Annotated in this window: 7 protein-coding genes; all 7 read left to right on the top strand. The window is 75.5% G+C overall.

Annotation, left to right across the window (positions count from 1 at the left end; all coding sequences use genetic code 11):
- The coding region (locus ACFWOG_RS27610) for a hypothetical protein (protein ID WP_380361362.1) at positions 1-928 on the top strand (928 nt) is incomplete at its 5' end.
- Positions 925-2,427, top strand: coding sequence for a UbiD family decarboxylase domain-containing protein (locus ACFWOG_RS27605; RefSeq protein ID WP_380361361.1), 1,503 nt, complete (start codon positions 925-927; stop codon positions 2,425-2,427). The genes ACFWOG_RS27610 and ACFWOG_RS27605, both read left to right, overlap by 4 nt.
- Before the next feature lie 85 nt (positions 2,428-2,512).
- Positions 2,513-17,779 carry a non-ribosomal peptide synthase/polyketide synthase gene (locus ACFWOG_RS27600; protein WP_380361360.1) on the top strand — a complete coding sequence of 5,089 codons (15,267 nt, stop codon included), beginning with the start codon at positions 2,513-2,515 and terminating at the stop codon, positions 17,777-17,779.
- A 72-nt stretch (positions 17,780-17,851) separates the two neighbouring features.
- A complete protein-coding gene (locus tag ACFWOG_RS27595; protein WP_329881456.1) occupies positions 17,852-18,058 on the top strand; it encodes an MbtH family protein in 207 nt (68 codons plus the stop codon).
- Between the two features lie 91 nt (positions 18,059-18,149).
- Entirely contained in the window at positions 18,150-19,646 is a 1,497-nt protein-coding gene (locus ACFWOG_RS27590; RefSeq protein ID WP_380361359.1) for an MFS transporter, read from the top strand.
- A gap of 144 nt (positions 19,647-19,790) precedes the next feature.
- Entirely contained in the window at positions 19,791-20,846 is a 1,056-nt protein-coding gene (locus ACFWOG_RS27585) for a MupA/Atu3671 family FMN-dependent luciferase-like monooxygenase (protein WP_329948502.1), read from the top strand.
- Positions 20,843-21,394, top strand: coding sequence for an NAD(P)H-dependent oxidoreductase (locus tag ACFWOG_RS27580; protein WP_329881453.1), 552 nt, complete (start codon positions 20,843-20,845; stop codon positions 21,392-21,394). The genes ACFWOG_RS27585 and ACFWOG_RS27580 overlap by 4 nt, the downstream gene beginning before the upstream one ends.
- Positions 21,395-21,514: the final 120 nt, after the last annotated feature.

The following is a 21,514-nucleotide window of genomic DNA, read 5'->3' as shown; positions in this document are numbered from 1 at the left end:
CGGCAGCACCGGTGTGCCGCTGGACGCGGACGCCGTCGAGGCGGTGCTCGGGCGGCTGACCAAGCCGTTCATGCTGGCCGGCGGGATCAGCGCGGTCAACTCCGCCGCGTACCGGACCGTCCGGAGCCGCCCCGGCTTCGACGGCATCGACGTGGACAGCGCCGCGCGCGGTCCGGGCGGCGCCTTCGACACGCAGCGGGTCGAGCGGATCAGGTCGGCCTGGCAGCCCGCCGCCGGGGCGTTCCCGGCGGCGCTGCTGGCCGCCCGGCTGCCGGTCGTCATGGAGCTCAAGGCCCGCAGCGCCCACGGCGAGGACCTGTTCCGCGGCCGGCCGGTGCGGGAGATCGTGGACCGGTACACCCGGCTGGGCGCGCCCGCGCTCTCGGTGGTCACCGGCTCCTGGTTCGGCGGCACCCCGGCGCTGCTGGACGAGGTCGTCGCCGCCACCGAACTGCCGGTCCTGGTCAAGGACTTCTTCACCAAGGACCGGCAGCTCGCGGCGGCCCGCGCGGCCGGTGCGGCGGCCGTCCTGCTCACCGCCACGGTGCTGCCGCGCGGGGTGCTGCCCGGGCTGATCGAGTCCGCCCTGGCCCACGGGCTGACCCCGTTCGTCGAGGTCACGGACGAACGCGAGCTGGCGACGGTGGTGCACGGCGAGTCCTGCGTGGTGGCCGTCAACAACAAGGACATCCGGCAGAAGGAACAGGACGCGCCCGACCTCGGCCGCAGCCTGCGCCTGCTGCCCGACGTCCTGGCCACCGGGACCAGGGTGCCCGTCAGCGCCAGCGGCATCGAGACGCCGCAGGACGCCAGGGGGCTGCTGGCCGCCGGGTACCGGGGCCTGCTGATCGGCACCGGCCTGCTGCGCCACCCCGACCTGGACGGCTGGTTCGGCGAGCTGGGCGAAGGAGCCGTGGCGACGTGGTGACCATCTACCCCCACCCCGCGGCGGAGACCGTGACCGCCGGGCTCTCGCTGCGGGCCGCGCTGGCCGGACTGCCGGTGCTCGGCCGGGACGAGCCGATCGCCCGCGAGGCGGTCGCCGCCGACTTCGCCGAGCGGTACTCCGGCGTGCCGGCGGTCGGCCTGGCCCGGCCCGAACCGGCGGTGCTGTACACCGGGGTGCTGCCCGACGCGGCCGGCCCGGCCGACGCGACGGACCCGCCCGCCCGTCCGGTGCCGTCCGGCCGCCCGGTCCCGCCGGTGCTGCTCGGGCTGTACGGCGACGAGGACCGGGTGCGCGGCTGGCTGCCCGGTCTGCCCCGGCACACCACGCCGCGGAGCGCCGCCGCCCTGGTGGCGGCGGGCCTCCCGCCGGTGCGGACGGACACCGCGCCCTGCCAGCAGGTGGTGGCGGGGGAGGTGGACCTGCGGGAGCTGCCGGTGCTCACCGCCACCCCCCGGGACGCCGGGCCGTACCTGACCGCCGCGCTCGTGCACGCGGGCGACGCCGCCACCGGGGGCAGCGCGCTCTCCGCGCACCGGATGCTGGTGATCGGCCGGGACCGGCTGACCGTCTGGATGGTGCCCGGCCGGCGGCTCGGGCAGCTCCACCAGGAGGCGGTGGCGCGCGGCGAACGCCTCCCGGTCACCGTCAACATCGGGGTGCCGCCCGCCGCGATGATCGCTTCGGCGATCAACTCCCGCTTCCTGCCGACCGGTTCGGACAAGCTGACGGTGGCCGGCGGCCTGGCCGGGGCGCCGGTCGGGCTCGTCCCCGCACTCACCCAGCCCGGTGCGACCGCGCTCGCGGAGAGCGAGATCGTGCTGGAGGGGTTCCTGGACGGCACGCTGGCCGACGAAGCCCTGCCGGGCTCCCCGCCGGACGGCTCGCTCCCGGAGTTCCTCGGCTACGACGGGCGGGCCAGGAGCGGACTGCCGGTGCTCACCGTCACCGGTGTCACCACCCGGCGCGACCCGCTCTACCAGGCCGTGATCGGGCCCGGCCGCGAGCAGTCGCACATCCTGGGCGCCGCCGGTGCGCTCTCGGTGGCCCTGTCGCTGCCGTCCGCGCCCGCGCTGCACGTGCACGACCTGCACTTCTCACCCGCGGGGGGCGGCATGCTCCTGCTCGCCGTCGCCGTCCGCAAGGAGTCCGCCGAGGGGGACCGGGCACTGGCCGCACTGGCCGAGGAGGTCGTGCGCCGGCACCCGTTCGTCAAGACGGTGCTCTTCACCGACGACGACGTCCGGATCCGCAGCGCCGAGGAACTGCTGTGGGCCCTCACCACCCGGGCCAACCTCGGCGCGGACTGCGTCGAACTGCCCGGGCACCCACCGGTCCCGATGGACCCGTCGCAGACCGCCGAATGGGCGGGGGAGCGCGGCGGTCCGCCGGAGGCGCCGGCCCGCACCTTCGTCGACGCCACCACCCCCTACCGGCTCCGCACCCGCACCGAACGCAGCTTCCGGTCCGCACAGAGCTGACCACCGGGGCCGGCGCACCCCGCACCGCGAGCGCCACCGCTCAACGACGCGTCACCGAGCACGATGCCACCTCCGAGGGGAAGACATGACTGGGCAGCACACGGCCGGGCGCCGGATCGCCCCAGCCGACTGGAACGACACCGCGCAGGAGCTGCCCGGCACGTCGGCGACCCTGACCGGGCTGCTCGCCGACCAGGCGGCCCGTACGCCGGACCGCACCGCGCTGATCTTCGAGGACACCGAGCTCAGTTACGCCGAACTCGACACCAGAGCCGAGCGGCTGGCCGCCCGTCTGCGGCTGCACGGGGCCGGCCCGGACCGGCTCGTGGCGCTCACCGTGCCGCGCTCGGTGGAGCTGGTGGTCGCCCTGCTGGCGGTGCTCAGGACCGGCGCCGCCTACCTGCCGGTCGACCCCGACTACCCGGCCGACCGGATCGCCTACCTGCTCGACGACGCGGCGCCGGTGCTGCTGCTCAGCCACAGCACCGTGGGCCACCCGGCCGGGGCGGGCGTCCCGACCCTCGTCCTGGACGAGCTCCCGGAGACCGACGGGACTCCCGACGGGGCGTCCACCGGAACACCGGTCGGGGCGCACGGCGGCCCGGGCGCCCCGAGCCCGGCCGACGCCGCGTACGTCATCTACACCTCCGGCTCCACCGGCCGCCCCAAGGGCGTCGTCGTCCCGCACGAGGGCATCGTCAACCGGCTCCACTGGATGCAGGCCGCGTACGGCCTGACCGAGGACGACCGGGTGCTCCAGAAGACCCCGTCCGGCTTCGACGTGTCGGTCTGGGAGTTCTTCTGGCCGCTGATCACCGGCGCCGTGCTGGTGGTCGCCCGCCCGGACGGACACCGCGACCCGGCCTACCTGGCCGAGCTGATCCGCGAACGCCGGATCACCACCGTGCACTTCGTCCCGTCGATGCTCCAGGCCTTCGTCGACGAGCCCGCCGCCGCCGGCTGCGCCGGGCTGCGCCGCGTGATCGCCAGCGGCGAGGCGCTGCCGGTCGAACTCGCGGCCCGCTTCCGGACCCTGCTGCCCGGCGTACCGCTGCACAACCTCTACGGGCCGACCGAGGCGTCCGTCGACGTCACCTTCTGGGAGTGCGTCCCCGAGCCGGGCGAGCTCTCCGTGCCGATCGGCCGGCCGGTCTGGAACACCCGGGTGCACGTGCTCGACGCCGAGCTGCGGCCGGCCGCGATCGGCGAGACCGGCGAGCTCTACCTCTCCGGCGTCCAGCTGGCCCGCGGCTACCTCGGCCGCCCCGGACTGACCGCCGAACGCTTCGTCGCCGACCCCTACGGGCCGCCCGGCACCCGGATGTACCGCACCGGCGACCTCGCCCGCTGGCGCGAGGACGGCGCGGTGGTGTACGCGGGCCGCGCCGACCACCAGGTGAAGATCCGCGGCCTGCGGATCGAACTGGGCGAGATCGAGGCGGTGCTGGACGCCCGGCCCGGCGTCGGCGCGTGCGCCGTGCTGGCCCGGGAGGACCGGCCCGGCAGCAGGCGGCTGGTGGCCTACCTGGTGCCGGAGCCCGACGGCGTCGTCGACGTCGCCGCGGTGCGCGAGGCCGCCGCCGCAGCCCTGCCCGAGTACATGGTGCCGAGCGCGTTCGTGCTGCTCGACGCCTTCCCGCTGACGCCGAACGGCAAGCTGGACCGCAAGGCCCTGCCGGCGCCCGCCGCCGCGCCGGACACCGTCCGGGCCGCTCCGCGCACGCCCACCGAGCTGATCCTGCACGACCTGGCCGCCGAACTGCTCGGCCTGCCGGAACTCTCGGTCGAGGAGAACTTCTTCGACCTCGGCGGCGACTCGATCCGCGCCATCCAGCTGGTCAGCCGGGCCCGCCGGGCCGGGTTCGCGCTCACCCAGCACGACGTGTTCACCCACCGCACCGTCGCGGCCCTTGCCGCCCTCGCCGGGGAGCCGGCCGAGGAGGCCGCCCTCGCGCTGCCCGCCCTGCCCGAGCCGCCCGCCGCCCAGGTGGCCCGGCTGCGCGCCGTCCAGCCCGACGCCGTCGAGTTCTGGCCGCTCTCCCCCCTCCAGCAGGGCCTGCTGTTCCACGCCGAGTACTCCAAGGGCGCCCTGGACGTCTACGCGGTCCAGCTGGTCTTCGAGCTGGACGCCGAGCCCGAGGCGCTGCGGACCGCGGTCGGCCGGTTGCTGGACCGCCACCCCAACCTCCGGGCCGGCTTCGCCCACGACGACCTGGAACCGCCCGTCCAGTTCGTCCCGGCCGGCGCCGATCCGGAGTTCACCGTCGTCGAGTACGTCGGCCCGAACGCGCCGCGCAAGGCCGCCGAGCTGTTCGACGCCGAGCGCCGGCGCGGATTCGACCTCTCCACGCCGCCGCTGGTGCGGATCGCCGTCGCCGAGCTCGGCCCGCGCGGCCGCCGCGCCGCCCTGACCTTCCACCACATCCTGGTCGACGGCTGGTCGCTGCCGGTACTGCTGGACGAGCTGTCCGCGCTGCTCGCCGGCGCCGAGCCGGGCCCGGTCACCCCCTACCGCGACTACCTGGCCCTGCTCGCCGGGCGCGACCAGGAAGCGTCCCGGGAGGCCTGGCGCACCCTGCTCGACGGGCTGGAGGAGCCCGTCCTGCTCGCCCCGGGCGCCGCCGGCGCCCGCATCGCCGACGAACTGCCCTGCGACCACTGGGTGGAGCTGTCCGCCGCGCTCACCGACCGGCTCGACGGCGTGCTGCGCGCCCGCGGGCTGACCCTCAACACCGCGGTCCAGGGCGCCTGGGCGCTGCTGCTGGCCCGGCTCACCGGCCGCGACGACGTGGTGTTCGGCGCCACCGTGTCGGGCCGGGCGCCCGAACTGCCCGGCATCGAGGGCATGGTGGGCCTGTTCATCAACACCGTGCCGGTCCGCGTCCGGATCGCCCCCGGGCAGACCCTGTCCGCGCTGCTGGCCGGGCTCCAGGAGCAGCAGGCCGCGATGGCCGCCCACCAGTACACCGGGCTGGCCGAGATCCAGCAACTGGTCGGCCACGGCGAGCTGTTCGACACCTTGACGGTCTTCGAGAGCTTCCCCGGGGACCGCACCGGCGCCGCCGTGGACAGCCGCTACGCCGTGCACTACCCGCTGGCCCTGCTCGTCCACCCCGGCGAGCGGCTGCGGCTGCGGCTGAGCCACCAGACCCACAGCTTCAGCCCCGCCGAGGCCGTCCGGCTCGGCGAGCGGCTGGTCCGGCTGCTGACCGCGCTGGCCGACGACCCGGAGCAGCGGACCACCGAGGTCTCGGTGCTCTCCGCGACCGAGCGCCACCGGGTGCTGGAGACCTGGAACGACACCGACGCGCCGGTGGTCCACCGGACGCTGCCCGCGCTGTTCCGGGCCCAGGCGGCCGAGACGCCCGACCACCTCGCCGTCCTGGCGGGCGACCGCCGGCTCACCTACGCCGAGCTCGACGCCCGGGCCAACCGGCTCGCCCACGAGCTGATCGACCGCGGCGTCGGGCCCGAGCAGTTCGTGGCCCTCGCCCTGCCCCGGGACGAGCGCGCGGTGGTCGCCCTGCTGGCCGTCCTCAAGGCCGGCGCCGGCTACCTGCCGGTCGACCCCACGTACCCGGTCGAGCGCATCGACTACCTGCTCCGGGACGCCCGGCCCGCCCTCGTGCTGACCGTCGGGGGAGTCGACCTGCCCGACACGGGGGTGCCCGCGCTGCTCCTCGACGAGCCCGGCCTCGCCGCCGCCCGCCCCGACACCGACCCGCAGGTGCCGCTGCGGCCCGAGCACCCGGCGTACGCCATCTACACCTCGGGCTCCACCGGCCGCCCCAAGGGCGTGGTGGTCCAGCACGCCTCGGTCGCCAACCTGGCGGCCTGGGCGCGCGAGGAGTTCGGACCGGAACGCCTCGCGCACGTGCTGCTCACCACCTCGCTCAACTTCGACGTCTCGGTGTTCGAGCTGTTCGGACCGCTGCTCTCCGGCGGCACCGTCGAGGTGCTGCCCGACCTCCTCGCGCTCGCCGACCGCGGCGGCCGCCCCGCCACGCTGATCAGCGGCGTGCCCTCCGCGCTCGCCCAGCTGGTCGTCCAGGGGGACCTGGACGCCAGGGCCGGCACCGTCGTCCTGGCGGGCGAGGGCCTGCCCGCCCAGGCCGCCACCGACATCGCGGCGGCCCTCGGCGCCGACCGGCTGGCCAACATCTACGGCCCCACCGAGGCCACCGTCTACGCCACCGCCTGGTACGGCACCGGCGCGGTGGACGCCGCCCCGCCGATCGGCCGGCCGCTGCGCCGCACCCGGGTCTACGTGCTGGACGCCGGGCTCCGCCCGGTGCCGGCCGGTGTCGCCGGCGAGCTGTACATCGCCGGTGACGGCGTGGCCCGCGGCTACCTGGGCCGCCCCGCGCTGACCGCCGAGCGGTTCGTCGCCGACCCGCACGGCGCCCCGGGCACCCGGATGTACCGCACCGGCGACCTCGCCCGCTGGACGGCCGACGGCCAGGTCGAGTACCTCGGCCGGCTCGACCACCAGGTGAAGATCCGCGGCTTCCGGATCGAACTCGGCGAGATCGAGGCCGAACTGGCCGGGGTCGACGGCGTCACCCAGGCCGTCGCCACGGTCCGCGAGGACCGCCCCGGCGACCGCCGCGTGGTCGGCTACGTGACCGGCACCACCGGGCCCGACGAGGTGCGGCGCGTCCTCGCGCAGCGGCTGCCGGCCCACCTGGTGCCGTCCGCGGTCGTGGTGCTGGAGGCGTTCCCGCTCAACCCGAACGGCAAGCTGGACCGCAAGGCGCTGCCGGCGCCCGCCGCCGAGGCCGGGGCAGGCCCCGGCCGGGCCGCCCGGGGCCTGCCCGAGGAACTGCTCTGCGACCTGTTCGCCGAGGTGCTCGGTGTCGACCGGGTCGGCGTGCAGGACGACTTCTTCGCCCTCGGCGGCCACTCACTGCTCGCCACCCGCCTGGTCAGCCGGATCCGCACCGCCTTCGGTGCCGAGCTCGGCGTCCGCGCGCTGTTCGACGCGCCCACGCCCGAGGCCCTGGCGCTGCAACTGGACGGCGCGGCCACCGCCCGGGCCCCGCTGGGCCGTCGCCCGCGGCCCGCGCACCCGCCGCTCTCCTACGGCCAGCAGCGGCTCTGGTTCCTCAGCCGGATGGACGAGAACCCGGCCGCCGGCCACATCCCGGTCGCCCTGCGCCTGGGCGGCCCGCTGGACCGGGCGGCACTCACCGCGGCGCTGGCCGACGTCACCGCCCGGCACGAGGCGCTGCGCACCCTCTTCCCGGCCCGGGACGGCGAGCCCTACCAGCTGGTGCTGCCCGAGGCCGCCCCCGGGCTGCCGGTCACGCCGGTCCCGGCCGCGGGCCTCGCGGCCGCCCTGACCGCCTCGGCGGCCCGCCCGTTCGACCTCGCCGCCGAACCCCCGCTGCGCGCCGAGCTGTTCGAGCTCGGTGAGCAGGAGCACGTCCTCCTGCTGGTGCTGCACCACATCGCCGCCGACGGCTGGTCGATCGCGCCGCTGCGCCACGACCTGGCCCGCGCCTACGCCGCGCGGACCGTCGGCGACGTCCCGCGCTGGGACGAACTTCCCGCGCAGTACGTCGACTTCGCGCTCTGGCAGCGCGAGGCGCTCGGCTCCGAGGACGAGGCGGACAGCCCGTACGCCCGCCAGCTCGACCACTGGCGCCAGGCGCTGGCCGCGCTGCCGGACCAGCTCGAACTGCCCACCGACCGGCCCCGGCCGGCCCGGGCGAGCTACCGCGGCGAGAGCGTCCCCTTCGAGCTGGACGCCGAGCTGCACCGCGGGCTGCTGGCACTCGCCCGCTCCGAGCAGGCCACCCTGTTCATGGTGCTGCAGGCCGCCCTCGCGACCCTGCTCGGCAAGCTCGGCGCCGGCACCGACATCCCGATCGGCAGCCCCGTCGCCGGCCGCACCGACGAGGCCCTGGACGGCCTGGTCGGCCTCTTCATCAACAACCTGGTGCTGCGCACCGACACCTCCGGCGACCCGGCCTTCACCGAGCTGCTGCGCCGCGTCCGCGACACCGACCTCGCCGCCTACGGCAACCAGGACGTGCCGTTCGAGCGGCTGGTGGAGGCGCTGAACCCGACCCGCTCGCTCGCCCGCCACGCGCTGTTCCAGGTCTTCCTGGCCCTGCAGAACACGCCCGACGCCGACCACGGACTGACCGGCCTCAGCACCGAGCCGGTCGAGGTCGCCCTCGACGCCGCCAAGTTCGACCTCTCGCTGTACTGCGAGGAGCGGCCCGGCGGCGGCATCACCGGCGTCGCCGAGTACAGCCTCGACCTCTACGACCGGTCGAGCGTCGAACTGCTGCTCACCAGGCTGCGCCGGCTGCTGGAGGCCGTCGTCGCCGACCCCGGCAGCCGCCTCGGCGGCCTCGACGTCCTCGGTGACGACGAGCGGGACCGGCTGCTGCACGACTGGAACGACACCGGCCGCGCCCTGCCCGCGCAGAGCCTGCCCGAGCAGTTCGAGGCCGTCGCCCGGGCCACCCCGGACGCGCTCGCGGTCGTCGCCGGCACCGAGCGGCTGACGTACCGGGAGCTCGACGAGCGCGCCAACCGGCTCGCCCACCTGCTGATCGCCGAGGGCGTGCGGCCCGAGCAGTTCGTCGCGCTGGCCCTGCCGCGGACCGCGGACCTGGTCACCGCGCTGCTCGCCGTCCTCAAGACCGGCGCCGGCTACCTGCCGCTGGACGTGGACTACCCGGCCGAGCGGATCACCTACATGCTCCGGGACGCGGCCCCCGCCCTGGTCGTCACCACCTCCGACACCCCCGTCGACGGCGTCGTGCCCCGGCTGCTCCTCGACCGCGAGGACCGGCTCGCCGACCTGCCCACGACGTCCCCGGGCATCACCGTGGACCCCGCCACCCCGGCGTACGTGATCTACACCTCCGGGTCCACCGGCCGCCCCAAGGGCGTCGTCGTGCCCCGTTCCGCGCTCGGCAACTTCCTGGCCGCGATGGGCGAGCAGTTCCCGATGACCGCCGACGACCGCCTGCTCGGCGTCACCACCGTCGCCTTCGACATCGCCGCACTGGAGATGTACCTGCCGCTGCTGGCCGGCGCGGGGCTGGTGGTCGCCGCCAAGGAGACCGTCCAGGACCCGGCCGCGCTCGCCGCACTGATCGCGACCGAGCGGGTCCGCGTGGCCCAGGCCACCCCCTCGCTCTGGCAGGCGCTGATCGCCACCCACCCGCAGGCACTCGCCGGGGTACGGGTCCTCGTCGGCGGCGAGGCCGTGCCGCCAGCCCTGGCCGCCCGGCTGCGCGAACTGTCCGCCGGCGTCAGCAACATGTACGGCCCCACCGAGACCACCGTCTGGTCCACCTCCGCGGCACTGGACGGGCGCCCCGGCGCACCCGTCATCGGCCGGCCCGTCCACAACACCCGCATCCGCCTCCTCGACGGCAACCTCGCCCTCACCGCCCCCGGCGTCCCCGGCGAGCTGTACATCGCCGGCGAGGGCCTGGCCCGCGGCTACCTCGGCCGCCCCGGGCTGACCGCCGAGCGCTTCACCGCCGACCCGTACGGCCCGCCCGGCAGCCGGATGTACCGCACCGGCGACCTCGCCCGCTGGACGGCCGACGGCCACCTCGACTACCTCGGCCGGGTCGACCAGCAGGTCAAGCTGCGCGGCTTCCGGATCGAGCTCGGCGAGATCGAGTCCGTGCTCGCCGCCCACCCGCGCGTGGCGCAGGCCGCCGTCCTGGTCCGCGAGGACCAGCCCGGCGACAAGCGGCTCGTCGGGTACGTGGTGCCCGCCGCGGCCGACACCCCGGACGCCACCGGCCCCGACCCGGCCGAGCTGCGCCGGCACGCCGCGACCGAGCTGCCCGACTACATGGTGCCCGGCGCCGTCCTGCTGCTCGACCGGCTGCCGCTCACGCCCAACGGCAAGCTCGACCGCAAGGCCCTGCCCGCCCCCGCCTACGAGGACGAGCAGGGCGCCCGGGCCGGCCGCGCGGCGCGCACCGTCCAGGAGGAGCTGATCGCCGGCCTGTTCGCCGAGGTGCTCGGCCTGCCCTCGGTGCCGCTGGAGGAGAGCTTCTTCGCCCTCGGCGGCCACTCCCTGCTCGCCATCCGCCTGATCAGCCGGATCCGGGCCCTGTTCGACGCCGAGCTGAAGATCCGCCACCTGTTCGAGGCGCCGACCGTGGCCGGCCTCGCCGAACGGCTCGCCGGCGCCGCCGGCGCCCGCCCCGCACTGCGCCGCCACGAGCGACCCGAGCGGCTGCCGCTCTCCTACCAGCAGGGCCGCCTCTGGTTCCTCAACCGCTTCGAGGGCGGCTCGCCGCTGTACAACATCCCGATCGCGCTGCACCTCGACGGGCCGCTCGACCGGGCCGCGCTCGAAGCGGCGCTCGCCGACGTGACCGGCCGCCACCAGGCCCTGCGCACCCTCTTCCCGGAGTTCGACGGCGAGCCGTACCAGCGGGTCCTCGACCCGCAGGAGGCCCGCCCCCGGCTGCACGAGCGGGCGTCGACCCGCGAGACCCTCGCCGGCGACCTGCACGCCGCCTCCACCGGCGGCTTCGACCTCGCCACCGAGATCCCGCTGCGCGCCCACCTGCACGCCCTGGGCGAGCGGGAACACGTGCTGCTGCTGGTCCTGCACCACATCGCCGCCGACGGCCCGTCCACCACCCCGCTCACCCGCGACCTCTCCCGCGCCTACGCGGCCCGGACGGCGGGCTCCGCCCCGCAGTGGGACGAACTGCCCGTCCAGTACGGCGACTACACGCTCTGGCAGCGCGAGGTGCTCGGCTCCGAGGAGGACGAGCAGAGCCCGTTCTCCCAGCAGCTCGGCTTCTGGCGCACCGCGCTGGACGGCCTGCCCGACCAGCTCGACCTGCCCACCGACCGGCCGCGCCCGGCGGTCGCCGGCTACCGCGGCGGCACCGTCCCGCTGCGCATCGACGCCGGGCTCCACCGCCGGATCCAGGAGGTGGCCCGGGAGAACGGCGCCACCGTGTTCATGCTGCTCCAGACCGCGCTGGCCACCCTGCTCACCCGGCTCGGAGCCGGCGAGGACATCCCGATCGGCAGCCCGATCGCGGCCCGCACCGACGACGAACTCGACGAGCTGGTCGGCTTCTTCGTCAACACCCTGGTGCTGCGCACCGACACCTTCGGCGACCCGGCCTTCACCGAGCTGCTGGACCGCGTCCGCACCCACGACCTCGCCGCGTACGCCCACCCGGACCTGCCGTTCGAGCGGCTGGTCGAGCTGGTCAACCCGGCCCGGTCGCTGGCCCGCCACCCGCTGTTCCAGGTGATGCTGGCCTTCCAGGAGAGCCTCACCGCCGAACTCGACCTGCCGGGGCTGACCGGTCGCGCCGAGATCGTCCCGCTCGGGCTGGCCAAGTTCGACCTCGCACTCGACCTGGTCGAGCGGCGCGGCACGGACGGCCTGCCGGCCGGGATCGAGGGCGTCGTCGAGTACAGCGCCGACCTGTTCGACCGCGGGACCGCCGAGCGGTTCGCCGGACACCTGCTGCGCCTGCTGGAGAGCGCGGTCGCCGACCCCGGCCGCCGCATCGGCGAGCTGGAGGTCCTCGGCACCGACGAGCGGCGGCTGCTGCTGCACGGCTGGAACGACACCGCCCGCGAGGTCCCGGCCGCGACCCTGCCGGAGCTGTTCGAGGCCCAGGCGGCCCGCACCCCCGACGGCGACGCCGTGGTCTTCGGCGACACCGTGGTCTCGTACCGCGAGCTCAACGAACGGGCCAACCGGCTCGCCCACCGCCTGATCGGCCTCGGCGTCGGCCCCGAGCAGTTCGTCGCGCTCGCCGTGCCCCGCTCGGTCGAGATGGTCGTGGGACTGCTCGGCGTGGCCAAGGCCGGCGCCGCCTACCTGCCGATCGACCCCGGCTACCCGGCCGACCGCATCGCGTACATGCTGGCCGACGGAGACCCGGCGCTGGTGCTCACCACCGGGGCCGTCGCCGACCGGCTGCCCGCCGCGGACCGCCCGGTGATCGTCCTCGACCACCCGGAGGAGGACCGGTCGCAGCCGGCCGTCGACCCGACCGACGCGGACCGCACCGCGCCGCTCACCCTCGACCGGCCCGGCTACGTCATCTACACCTCCGGCTCCACGGGCCGCCCCAAGGGCGTGGTGGTCACCCACCGCGGCATCGCCTCGGTGGCCGGCACCCACGTCGACCGGCTCGGGCTCGGCCCCGGAAGCCGCTTCCTGCTGGTCGTCTCGATCAGCTTCGACGTGTCGATGGCCGACATCGTGATGACGCTCTCCTCGGGCGCCGCCCTGGTGGTGCCCGGACCGGACCAGCAGGCCGCCGGCCAGGAGCTGTATGACCTGATCAGCCGGCACGGCGTCACCCACACCGACCTGGTCGCCCCGATGCTGGCCTCGCTGCCCGACGGGGACCTGCCCACCCTGCGCGGCTTCGTGGTCGGCGGGGAGGCCCTGCCCGCCGACATGGTCGAGCGCTGGTCCCCGGGCCGCACCGTGATGCAGGTCTACGGCCCCACCGAGACCACCGTCGTCGCCACCATGAGCGACCCGCTCAGCCCCGCCCCGCAGGCCCCGCCGATCGGCCGCCCGATCTGGAACACCCGCACCCACGTCCTGGACGCCGGCCTGCGGCCCGTCCCGGTCGGCGTGCCGGGCGAGCTCTACATCGCCGGATCCGGCCTGGCCCGCGGCTACTGGCAGCGGCCCGGTCTGACCGCCGAGCGCTTCGTCGCCGACCCGCACGGCCCGGCCGGCAGCCGGATGTACCGCACCGGCGACCTGGTGCGCCGACGCCCGGACGGCAACCTGGAGTTCCTCGGCCGGGTCGACCACCAGGTCAAGGTGCGCGGCTTCCGGATCGAGCTCGGCGAGATCGAGACCGCACTGGCCCGCCACCCCGGCGTCGCGGCGGGCGCCGTGGTCGTCAGCGAGGGCGCCGGCGGCGTCAAGCGGCTGGTCGGCTACGCCGTCCCCGCCACCGGCGCCGGCCTCGACCCGGCGGAGGTGCGCGCCTTCCTCGGCGGCGCCCTGCCCGACTACATGGTGCCGACCGTCGTCGTGGTCCTGGACGCGCTGCCGCTGACGCCCAGCGGCAAGACCGACCGCAAGGCGCTGCCCGAACCGGACTTCGGCACCGCCGTGTCCGGCCGGGAGCCCCGCACCCCGCAGGAGGAGGCGCTCTGCACCCTGTTCGCCGACCTGCTCGGCCTGCCCAGGGTCGGCATCGACGACAGCTTCTTCGACCTCGGCGGCCACTCCCTGCTCGCCACCCGGCTGGCCGGGCGCATCCGCACCGTCCTGGGCGTGGAGGTCGGCATCCGCACGCTCTTCGCGGCGCCGACCGTCGCCCGCCTGGCCGAGGAGCTCGGCGCCGCCGAACAGGCCCGCCCCGCGCTGACGGCCGGCCCGCGCCCGGAGGTCGTCCCGCTCTCCTTCGCCCAGCGCCGGCTCTGGTTCCTCAACCGGCTGGAGGGACCGAACGCCACCTACAACATCCCGCTCTCCTTCCGGCTGCGGGGTCCGCTGGACCGCGCGGCGCTGCGGGCCGCCCTGGCCGACCTGACGGACCGTCACGAAAGCCTGCGCACCGTCTTCCCCGACCACGACGGCACCGCGCGCCAGCACCTGCTGGCGCCCGCCGACGCCGCCCCGGACCTGGAGGTCCTCGGGACCGACGAGGACGGGCTCGCCGGCGCGGCCCGCGCCGCCGCCGCGCACGCCTTCGACCTGGCCACCGAGATCCCGCTGCGGGCCACCCTGTTCGCCCTCGGCGACCAGGACCACGTCCTGCTGCTCACCCTGCACCACATCGCCACCGACGGCTGGTCGATGGCCCCGCTGACCCGCGACCTCGCCACCGCCTACGCCGCGCGCAGCGCCGGCCGTACCCCCGGGTTCGCACCCCTGCCGGTCCAGTACGCCGACTACACCCTCTGGCAGCAGCGGGTGCTCGGCGCCGCCGACCGGCCGGGCAGCGTGCTCGCCGGCCAGCTCGACCACTGGCGGCGGGCGCTGGACGGCCTGCCGGAGGAGCTCGCGCTGCCCACCGACCGGCCCCGGCCGGCCGTGGCCGGCCACCGCGGCGAGGGCCTGGACTTCCGGGTCGACGCCCCGCTGCACGACGCCCTGGCCCGCCTGGCCAGGCAGCAGCAGGCGAGCCTCTTCATGGTCCTGCAGGCAGGTCTCGCCACCCTCTTCGGCGCCCTCGGCGCGGGATCGGACATCCCGTTCGGCACACCGATCGCCGGGCGCACCGACGAGGCGCTCGACGACCTGGTCGGCTTCTTCCTGAACACGCTGGTCCTGCGGACCGACACCTCGGGCGACCCGACGTTCCGCGAACTGGTCGACCGGGTCAAGGAGGCCGACCTGGCCGCCTACGCCCACCAGGACCTGCCGTTCGAGCACCTCGTCGAGGCCCTCAACCCCGTCCGCTCGCCCGCCCGGCACCCGCTGTTCCAGGTGCTGCTGACGGTGCACAACAACGCCGAGCCGGCCTTCGAGCTGCCCGGCCTGCGCACCGAGCTGTACGACACCGAGCAGAGCGGTGCCAAGTTCGACCTCGCCGCGCACTTCAGCGAGCGCTTCCACCCGGACGGCACGGCGGCCGGACTGGACGGCACCCTGCAGTTCGACGTCGACCTCTACGACCGCGCCACCGCCCGCGGGCTGGTCGACCGGCTGATCCGGCTGCTGACCCAGGCCGTCGCCGCGCCCGACCGGCCCGTCGGCAGGCTCGACGTGCTGGAACCGGTCGAGCACGAGCTGCTGCTCCACGACTGGAGCGGCGGCGAGCGGCCGGTGCCCGTCGTGCCCGTCCCCGAGCTGTTCGAGGCGCAGGCCGCCCGGACGCCCGACCGCCCCGCCCTGCGGGTCGCCGGGCAGACCCTCACCTACGCGGAGCTCAACGCCCGCGCCAACCGCCTCGCCCGGCTGCTGGTCGAGCGCGGCGCCGGCCCGGAGCGGCTGGTCGCCCTGGCCCTGCCGCGCTCGGCTGAGCTGGTGGTGGCGCTGCTCGCGGTCCTCAAGTCCGGTGCCGCGTACCTGCCCGTCGACCCCTCGCACCCCGAGGACCGGATCGCCTACACCCTGGAGGACGCGGCACCGACCCTGCTGCTCACCACCCTGGAGGTGGGCGCCGGACTGCCGGTCGTCGACGGCCCCGAGGTCTGGGAGCTGGACCGGCCCGACGTGACCGGCCTGCTGTCCGGCCAGCGGGACACCGACCTGACCGACGCCGACCGGCTCGGCCGGCTGACGCCCCGCCACCCCGCGTACGTCATCTACACCTCGGGCTCCACCGGCCGCCCCAAGGGCGTACTGGTCGAGCACCGCTCGGTGGCGGACTACCTGGGCTGGACGGCGGCCGACTACCCGAGCGCCGGCGGCGCGGCCCTGGTGCACTCGCCGGTCTCCTTCGACCTGACGGTGACCGCGCTGTGGACCCCGCTGGTGGTCGGCGGCTGCGTGCACCTGGCCGCCCTGGAGGAGGACCCGCTGACCTCGGCCGCGCTCGCCGAGCAGCCGGTGACCTTCCTCAAGGCGACCCCGAGCCACCTGCCGCTGCTGGCCGCGCTGCCCGACGCGTTCTCGCCCGCCGGGGAACTGCTGCTCGGCGGCGAGGCGCTGACCGGCGCGGTGGTCGCCGACTGGCGGCGCCGGCACCCGGACGCCACCGTGGTCAACGTGTACGGGCCGACGGAGGCGACGGTCAACTGCACCCAGTACCGGATCGCCCCCGGCGAGCCGCTGGCCGACGGCGCGGTGCCGATCGGCCGGCCGTTCGCCAACACCCGGGCGTACGTGCTCGACCCGCAGCTGCGGCTGGCCGCCCCCGGCGTCTCCGGCGAGCTGTACGTCGCCGGTGCCAGCCTGGCCCGCGGCTACCTCGGCCGCCCCGGGCTGACCGCCGAGCGCTTCACCGCCGACCCGTACGGCCCGCCCGGCAGCCGGATGTACCGCACCGGCGACCTCGCCCGCTGGACCGCGGACGGCCAGCTGGTCTACCTCGGCCGCGCCGACGACCAGGTGAAGCTGCGCGGCTTCCGGATCGAGCCCGGCGAGATCGCCGCCGCGCTGACCGGCCGTCCGGACATCGTCTCCGCCGCCGTGGTGGTGCGCGAGGACGTCCCCGGTGACCAGCGCCTGGTCGGCTACGTCGTCCCGGCGGCCGGCCCGCTGGACGGCTCCGCGATCCGGGCCGCGCTCGGCCGGACGCTGCCCGCCTACATGGTGCCGTCCGCGCTGGTCGAGCTGGAGCGCCTGCCGCTCACGCCCAACGGCAAGCTGGACCGCCGCGCCCTGCCCGTACCGGACGCGGCCCCGTCGCTGCCCGGGCGCGCACCGCGGACGGCGCTGGAGAAGGAGCTGTGCGCCGCCTTCGCGGAGGTGCTCGACGTCCCGGCGGTCGGGGTCGACGACGGCTTCTTCGACCTCGGCGGCCACTCCCTGCTCGCCGCGCGGCTGATCGCCCGGCTGCGCGGGACCACCGGGGCCGACCTGGGCATCCGCGCCCTGTTCGAGGCGCCCACCGTCGCCCGGCTGGCCGAGCGGGTCACCGCCGGCGCGGCGGGGACGCTCACGCGGTCGGACGACTTCGCCCCGCTGCTGCCGCTGCGCGCGGAGGGCACCCTGCCGCCGCTGTTCGCCGTCCACCCGGCGGCCGGCATCGCCTGGGTGTACTCCGGCCTGCTGCGCGAACTGGAGCCCCAGCGCCCGCTGTACGGCCTCCAGGCCCGCTCGCTGACCGGACCGGACGGCGCGCCGGCGACGCTCGCCGAGATGGCCGAGCAGTACCTCGCGCTGATCCGCGAGGTCCAGCCCGAGGGTCCGTACCACCTGCTGGGGTGGTCGTTCGGCGGCACGGTCGCGCACGAGATCGCCGTCCGGTTGTGCGAGCGGGGCGAGCAGGTCGCGCTGCTGGCCCTGCTCGACAGCTACCCGGCTCCGCGCCCCCAGGACGGTCTGACGGATGATCAGCAGGCGCTGGCGGATCTTCTTGACTCGCTAGGTCACCCGGTGCAGACTGGCGCCGTTGAGGCGCTCACGCCAGAGCGGGCGCTGGACCTGCTCAGGGCGCGACAGAGCCCGCTCGCCGAGCTGACGCCCGGACAACTGGTGGACCTGGCCCGCGGGTTCGTCCGGAACCTGGACCTGGCGAGCCGGTTCACGCCCCGCCGGTTCGACGGCGACCTGCTGTTCTTCACCGCCACGGCGGACAAGTCGGCCGACGACCCGACCGCCCACGACTGGGCGGCGCACATCACCGGGACGGTCCACGACCACCCGGTGGACTGCGAGCACGGCGCGATGACCCGTCCGCAGCCGATCGGCCGGATCGGCTCGGTGCTCGCCGCCGAGCTGCGCCGGACCGCGACCGGCTGAACCCCGCAACCCGCCGGGCCGGTCACCCGCGGCCGGCCCGGCTCCGCCCCGCTCCACCGAGAGGAACGCCCGATGAGCACCAACCCGTTCGAGAACGCCGACGGCAGCTACCTGGTCCTGGTGAACGAGGAGGGGCAGCACTCCCTCTGGCCGGTCACCGTGGCGGTCCCGGCCGGCTGGGACACCGCCTTCGGCCCCGACAGCCGCCAGTCCGCCCTCGACCACATCGAGGCCAACTGGACGGACCTGCGCCCGCGCAGCCTGGCCGAGCACGCCTGACCGGCGGACGCCCGACCGGCGCACGCCCGGCCCGCACGAGGGGCCGGGCCACCGAGGAGAGAACGATGAGCGAGCGAAACGAGGCCGGCCGATGAGTGCCACCGACACCGACCCGGAGACCGGTCGCCCCGGCGTGCCGGAGCGGCTGCGAAACCCGTGGGTGGCGATGTTCGCCATCTGCTTCACCCAGGCGGTGGTCCTGCTGGACACCACGGCGGTGAACGTGGCCGTGCCCTCGCTGGCCGAGGGCCTGGGCGCAGGCGTCGACCAGGTGCTCTGGATGATCAACGCCTACCTGCTCTCCTACGCGGTGCTGCTGGTCACCGGCGGCAGGCTGGGCGACCTGTACGGCCCGCGCAGGATGTTCCTGATCGGCCTGGCCGTGTTCGTCCTCTCCTCGGCGGCCTGCGGCATCGCGCAGACGCCCGGCCAGGCGATCGCGGCCCGCGTCCTCCAGGGTGTCGGCGGCGCGCTCCAGACCCCGCAGGCGATGGCCGTCATCACCCGGATGTTCCCGGCCGACCGGCGCGGCGCCGCGATGGGCGTCTGGGGCTCCTTCGCGGGGATCGTCGCCGCCGCGGGACCCACCCTCGGTGGCTTCCTGGTCTCCTGGCTCGGCTGGCGGGGCATCTTCTACATCAACATCCCGGTCGGGGTGATCGGCGCGATCCTGGTGCTGACCTTCGTCCCGGCCCTGGAGCCGAACCGCAAGCACCGGATCGACGTCCTCGGCTCGGTCCTGCTCACCGTCGCCGTGTTCTGTGTGGTGTACGGCCTGATGGAGGGCGAGTCCCACCACTGGGGCCGGCTCTGGGGGCCGCTCACCGTGCCGATGCTGATGGTGATCGGCGTGGTGGTGCTCGGACTCTTCCTGGTGGTCGAACGGGGCCGGCAGGACCGCGACCCGCTGGTGCCGTTCGCGATCCTGCGGGACCGCAACTTCACCGTGATGGCCGTGGTGGTGGGCGCGCTGCCGTGCGGCCTCGGCGGCATGCTCCTGCTCACCCCGCTCTACCTCCAGGAGGTGCAGGAGTTCAGCGCCTTCCAGGCCGGTCTGCTGATCGCCGTCGCCCCGCTGGTCTCGATCTTCGCCGCGCCGTACTCCGGCCGGTTCTGCGACCGCTTCGGCGGCAAGTACGTGATGGTGGCGGGTCTCACCCTCTTCGCGGTCGGGATCGCGCTGCTGGCGGCCCTGATCCGCGCCGACTCCGGCTGGACGGCGCTGCTGCCCGGCCTGGTCTTCGTGGGCCTCGGCATGGGCGTGGCCTACGCCCCGGCCGGGGTGGTCGCCTTCGAGAAGATCGAGCCCGCCATGTCCGGCGCCGCGTCGGGCCTGTTCAACACCACCCGGCTCTGCGGCAGCCTGCTCGGCAGCGCCTCGGTGGGCGCGCTCCTGCAGGCCCGCCTCGTCGGCGGCGACACGACCGGCGCCGTCCGCGCCACCTACCTGCTGCCGGTCGGCTTCCTCGTGGCCGGTGCGCTGGTCACCCTGCTGGTCCGGCGCTCGCGGCCGGCGGCCGCGGACGCCGGCGACGGTCCCGCCGGCGCGGCGCCTGCGCGGGCCACCAGCGGGAGCGGCAAGTCCTGACCGTCCGGCACCGCCCAAGCACGACCGACTTCCACCGGAGCTCCAGGCTCCACCGGAGCTCCAGGCTCCACCGGAGCTCCAGGCTCCGCCGGGCCACCGGCACCCGCCCGGGCCCGCATTCACCTTCGCCAGGGGGGCAAGGCAGTGCACTTCAGTCTCTTCTACTTCGCGGACGGCCAAGGTCGTGGACGGGAGCAGTACCGGCTGCTGCTGGAGGGCGCGCGGTTCGCCGACGCCCACGGCTTCAGCGCGGTCTGGACGCCGGAGCGGCATTTCCACGAGTTCGGCGGCCAGTACCCCAACCCGGCGGTCATCGGCGCGGCGCTGGCCTCCGTCACCGAGCGGATCGGCATCCGGGCCGGCAGTGTCGTGGGCCCGCTGCACCACCCGGTGCGGATCGCCGAGGAGTGGTCGGTGGTCGACAACCTCTCCGAGGGCCGGGTGGGCCTCTCCTTCGCCTCCGGCTGGCACGCCAACGACTTCGTCCTGCGCCCGGAGAACTACGCCGGCCGCAAGGAGGTGCTGATCGAGACCATCGACACGGTCCGGCGGCTGTGGCGCCAGGAGGAGGTCACGCTGCCGAACGGTGACGGCAACCCGGTGGCCGTGCGCAGCTACCCCGCGCCCGTCCAGTCCGAGCTGCCGGTGTGGCTCACCAGCGCGGGCAGCCCCGACACCTTCCGGCAGGCCGGTGAGCAGGGCCTCGGCCTGCTCACCCACCTCCTCGGCCAGGACCTGGAGGACCTGGCCAAGAAGATCGCCGCCTACCGCGCCGCCCTGCCCGGGGGCGCCGGGGGAGCGGCGGGCCAGGTGGCGCTGATGCTGCACACCTTCCTCGGCACCGACCGCGACGCCGTCCGGGAGACCGTCCGCCGGCCCTTCACCGACTACATCCGCAGCTCGATCGGCCTGATCATGAAGGCGGCCGGGGACATCCTGCCGGGCGTCAACCCGGACGAACTCGACGCGGACGACCTGGAGTTCCTGGTCGAGCGCTCCTTCGACCGGTACTTCGACACCGGCGGCCTGTTCGGCACCGTCGAGGACGGCCTGGCCACCCTGGAGCGCCTCGACGCGCTCGGCATCGACGAGGTGGCCTGCCTGATCGACTTCGGGGTGGACCCCGACCAGGTGCTGGCCGGACTGGAGCACCTGGACCGTCTCAAGGACGCCTGGGCCGCGCGCGGGGCGGGATCGTGAACCTCCTGCTGGTCACCGGCACCGTCGCCGGAACGTCCAGCTGCCACGCGCTCACCCGGCTGATCGGCGAGCGGGCCGAACTCACCGGACAGCTCACGGCCGGTGAGCTCGACCGGTCGCTGCTGGCGCTGCCCCCCCTCGACGCGGACCGCTACCGCAGCGGCGAACTGCTGCGGGAACCGGCGGTCGACCGGCTGTACAAGGAGGTGGCCGCCGCCGACGCCGTCGTGCTGGCCACGCCGGTCCAGCACGGCAGCCTCTCGGGGGTGCTCAAGAACCTCCTGGACCACCTGCCGGACGGCTCGCTCGCCGACCGGCCCGTCCTGGTCGCGGCCACCGCGACCAGCCTGCACAACGCCTCCGGCGCCTGCGACCACCTGCGGACGGTGGTCCGGGCCCTGGACGGCTGGGCGGTGCCCACCCACCTGGTGGCGCAGCGCAGCGACCTCGCCGACCCGGCGGCCCGTGCGGCGCTCACCGCCCGGATCGACGTGGCGGTGGCCGAACTGGCCCGGTTCGCCTCGGCCCTGGGGCCGGCGGTCCGCTGACCCCGGGGCCGTGCGCCCGTACCGCGTTCACCGGCCGGTGGGGGGGGGGGGGAGGGCCCCCCCCCGCCCCGGTAGGCCGCGCCCCCAACGCCGACCGCATATGACCCCCCCCCCCCCCCG

Origin of the sequence: Kitasatospora sp. NPDC058406, from assembly GCF_042722765.1 — a bacterium.
Lineage (GTDB): Bacteria > Actinomycetota > Actinomycetes > Streptomycetales > Streptomycetaceae > Kitasatospora.
This window is presented reverse-complemented; position numbering and strand designations above follow the sequence as displayed.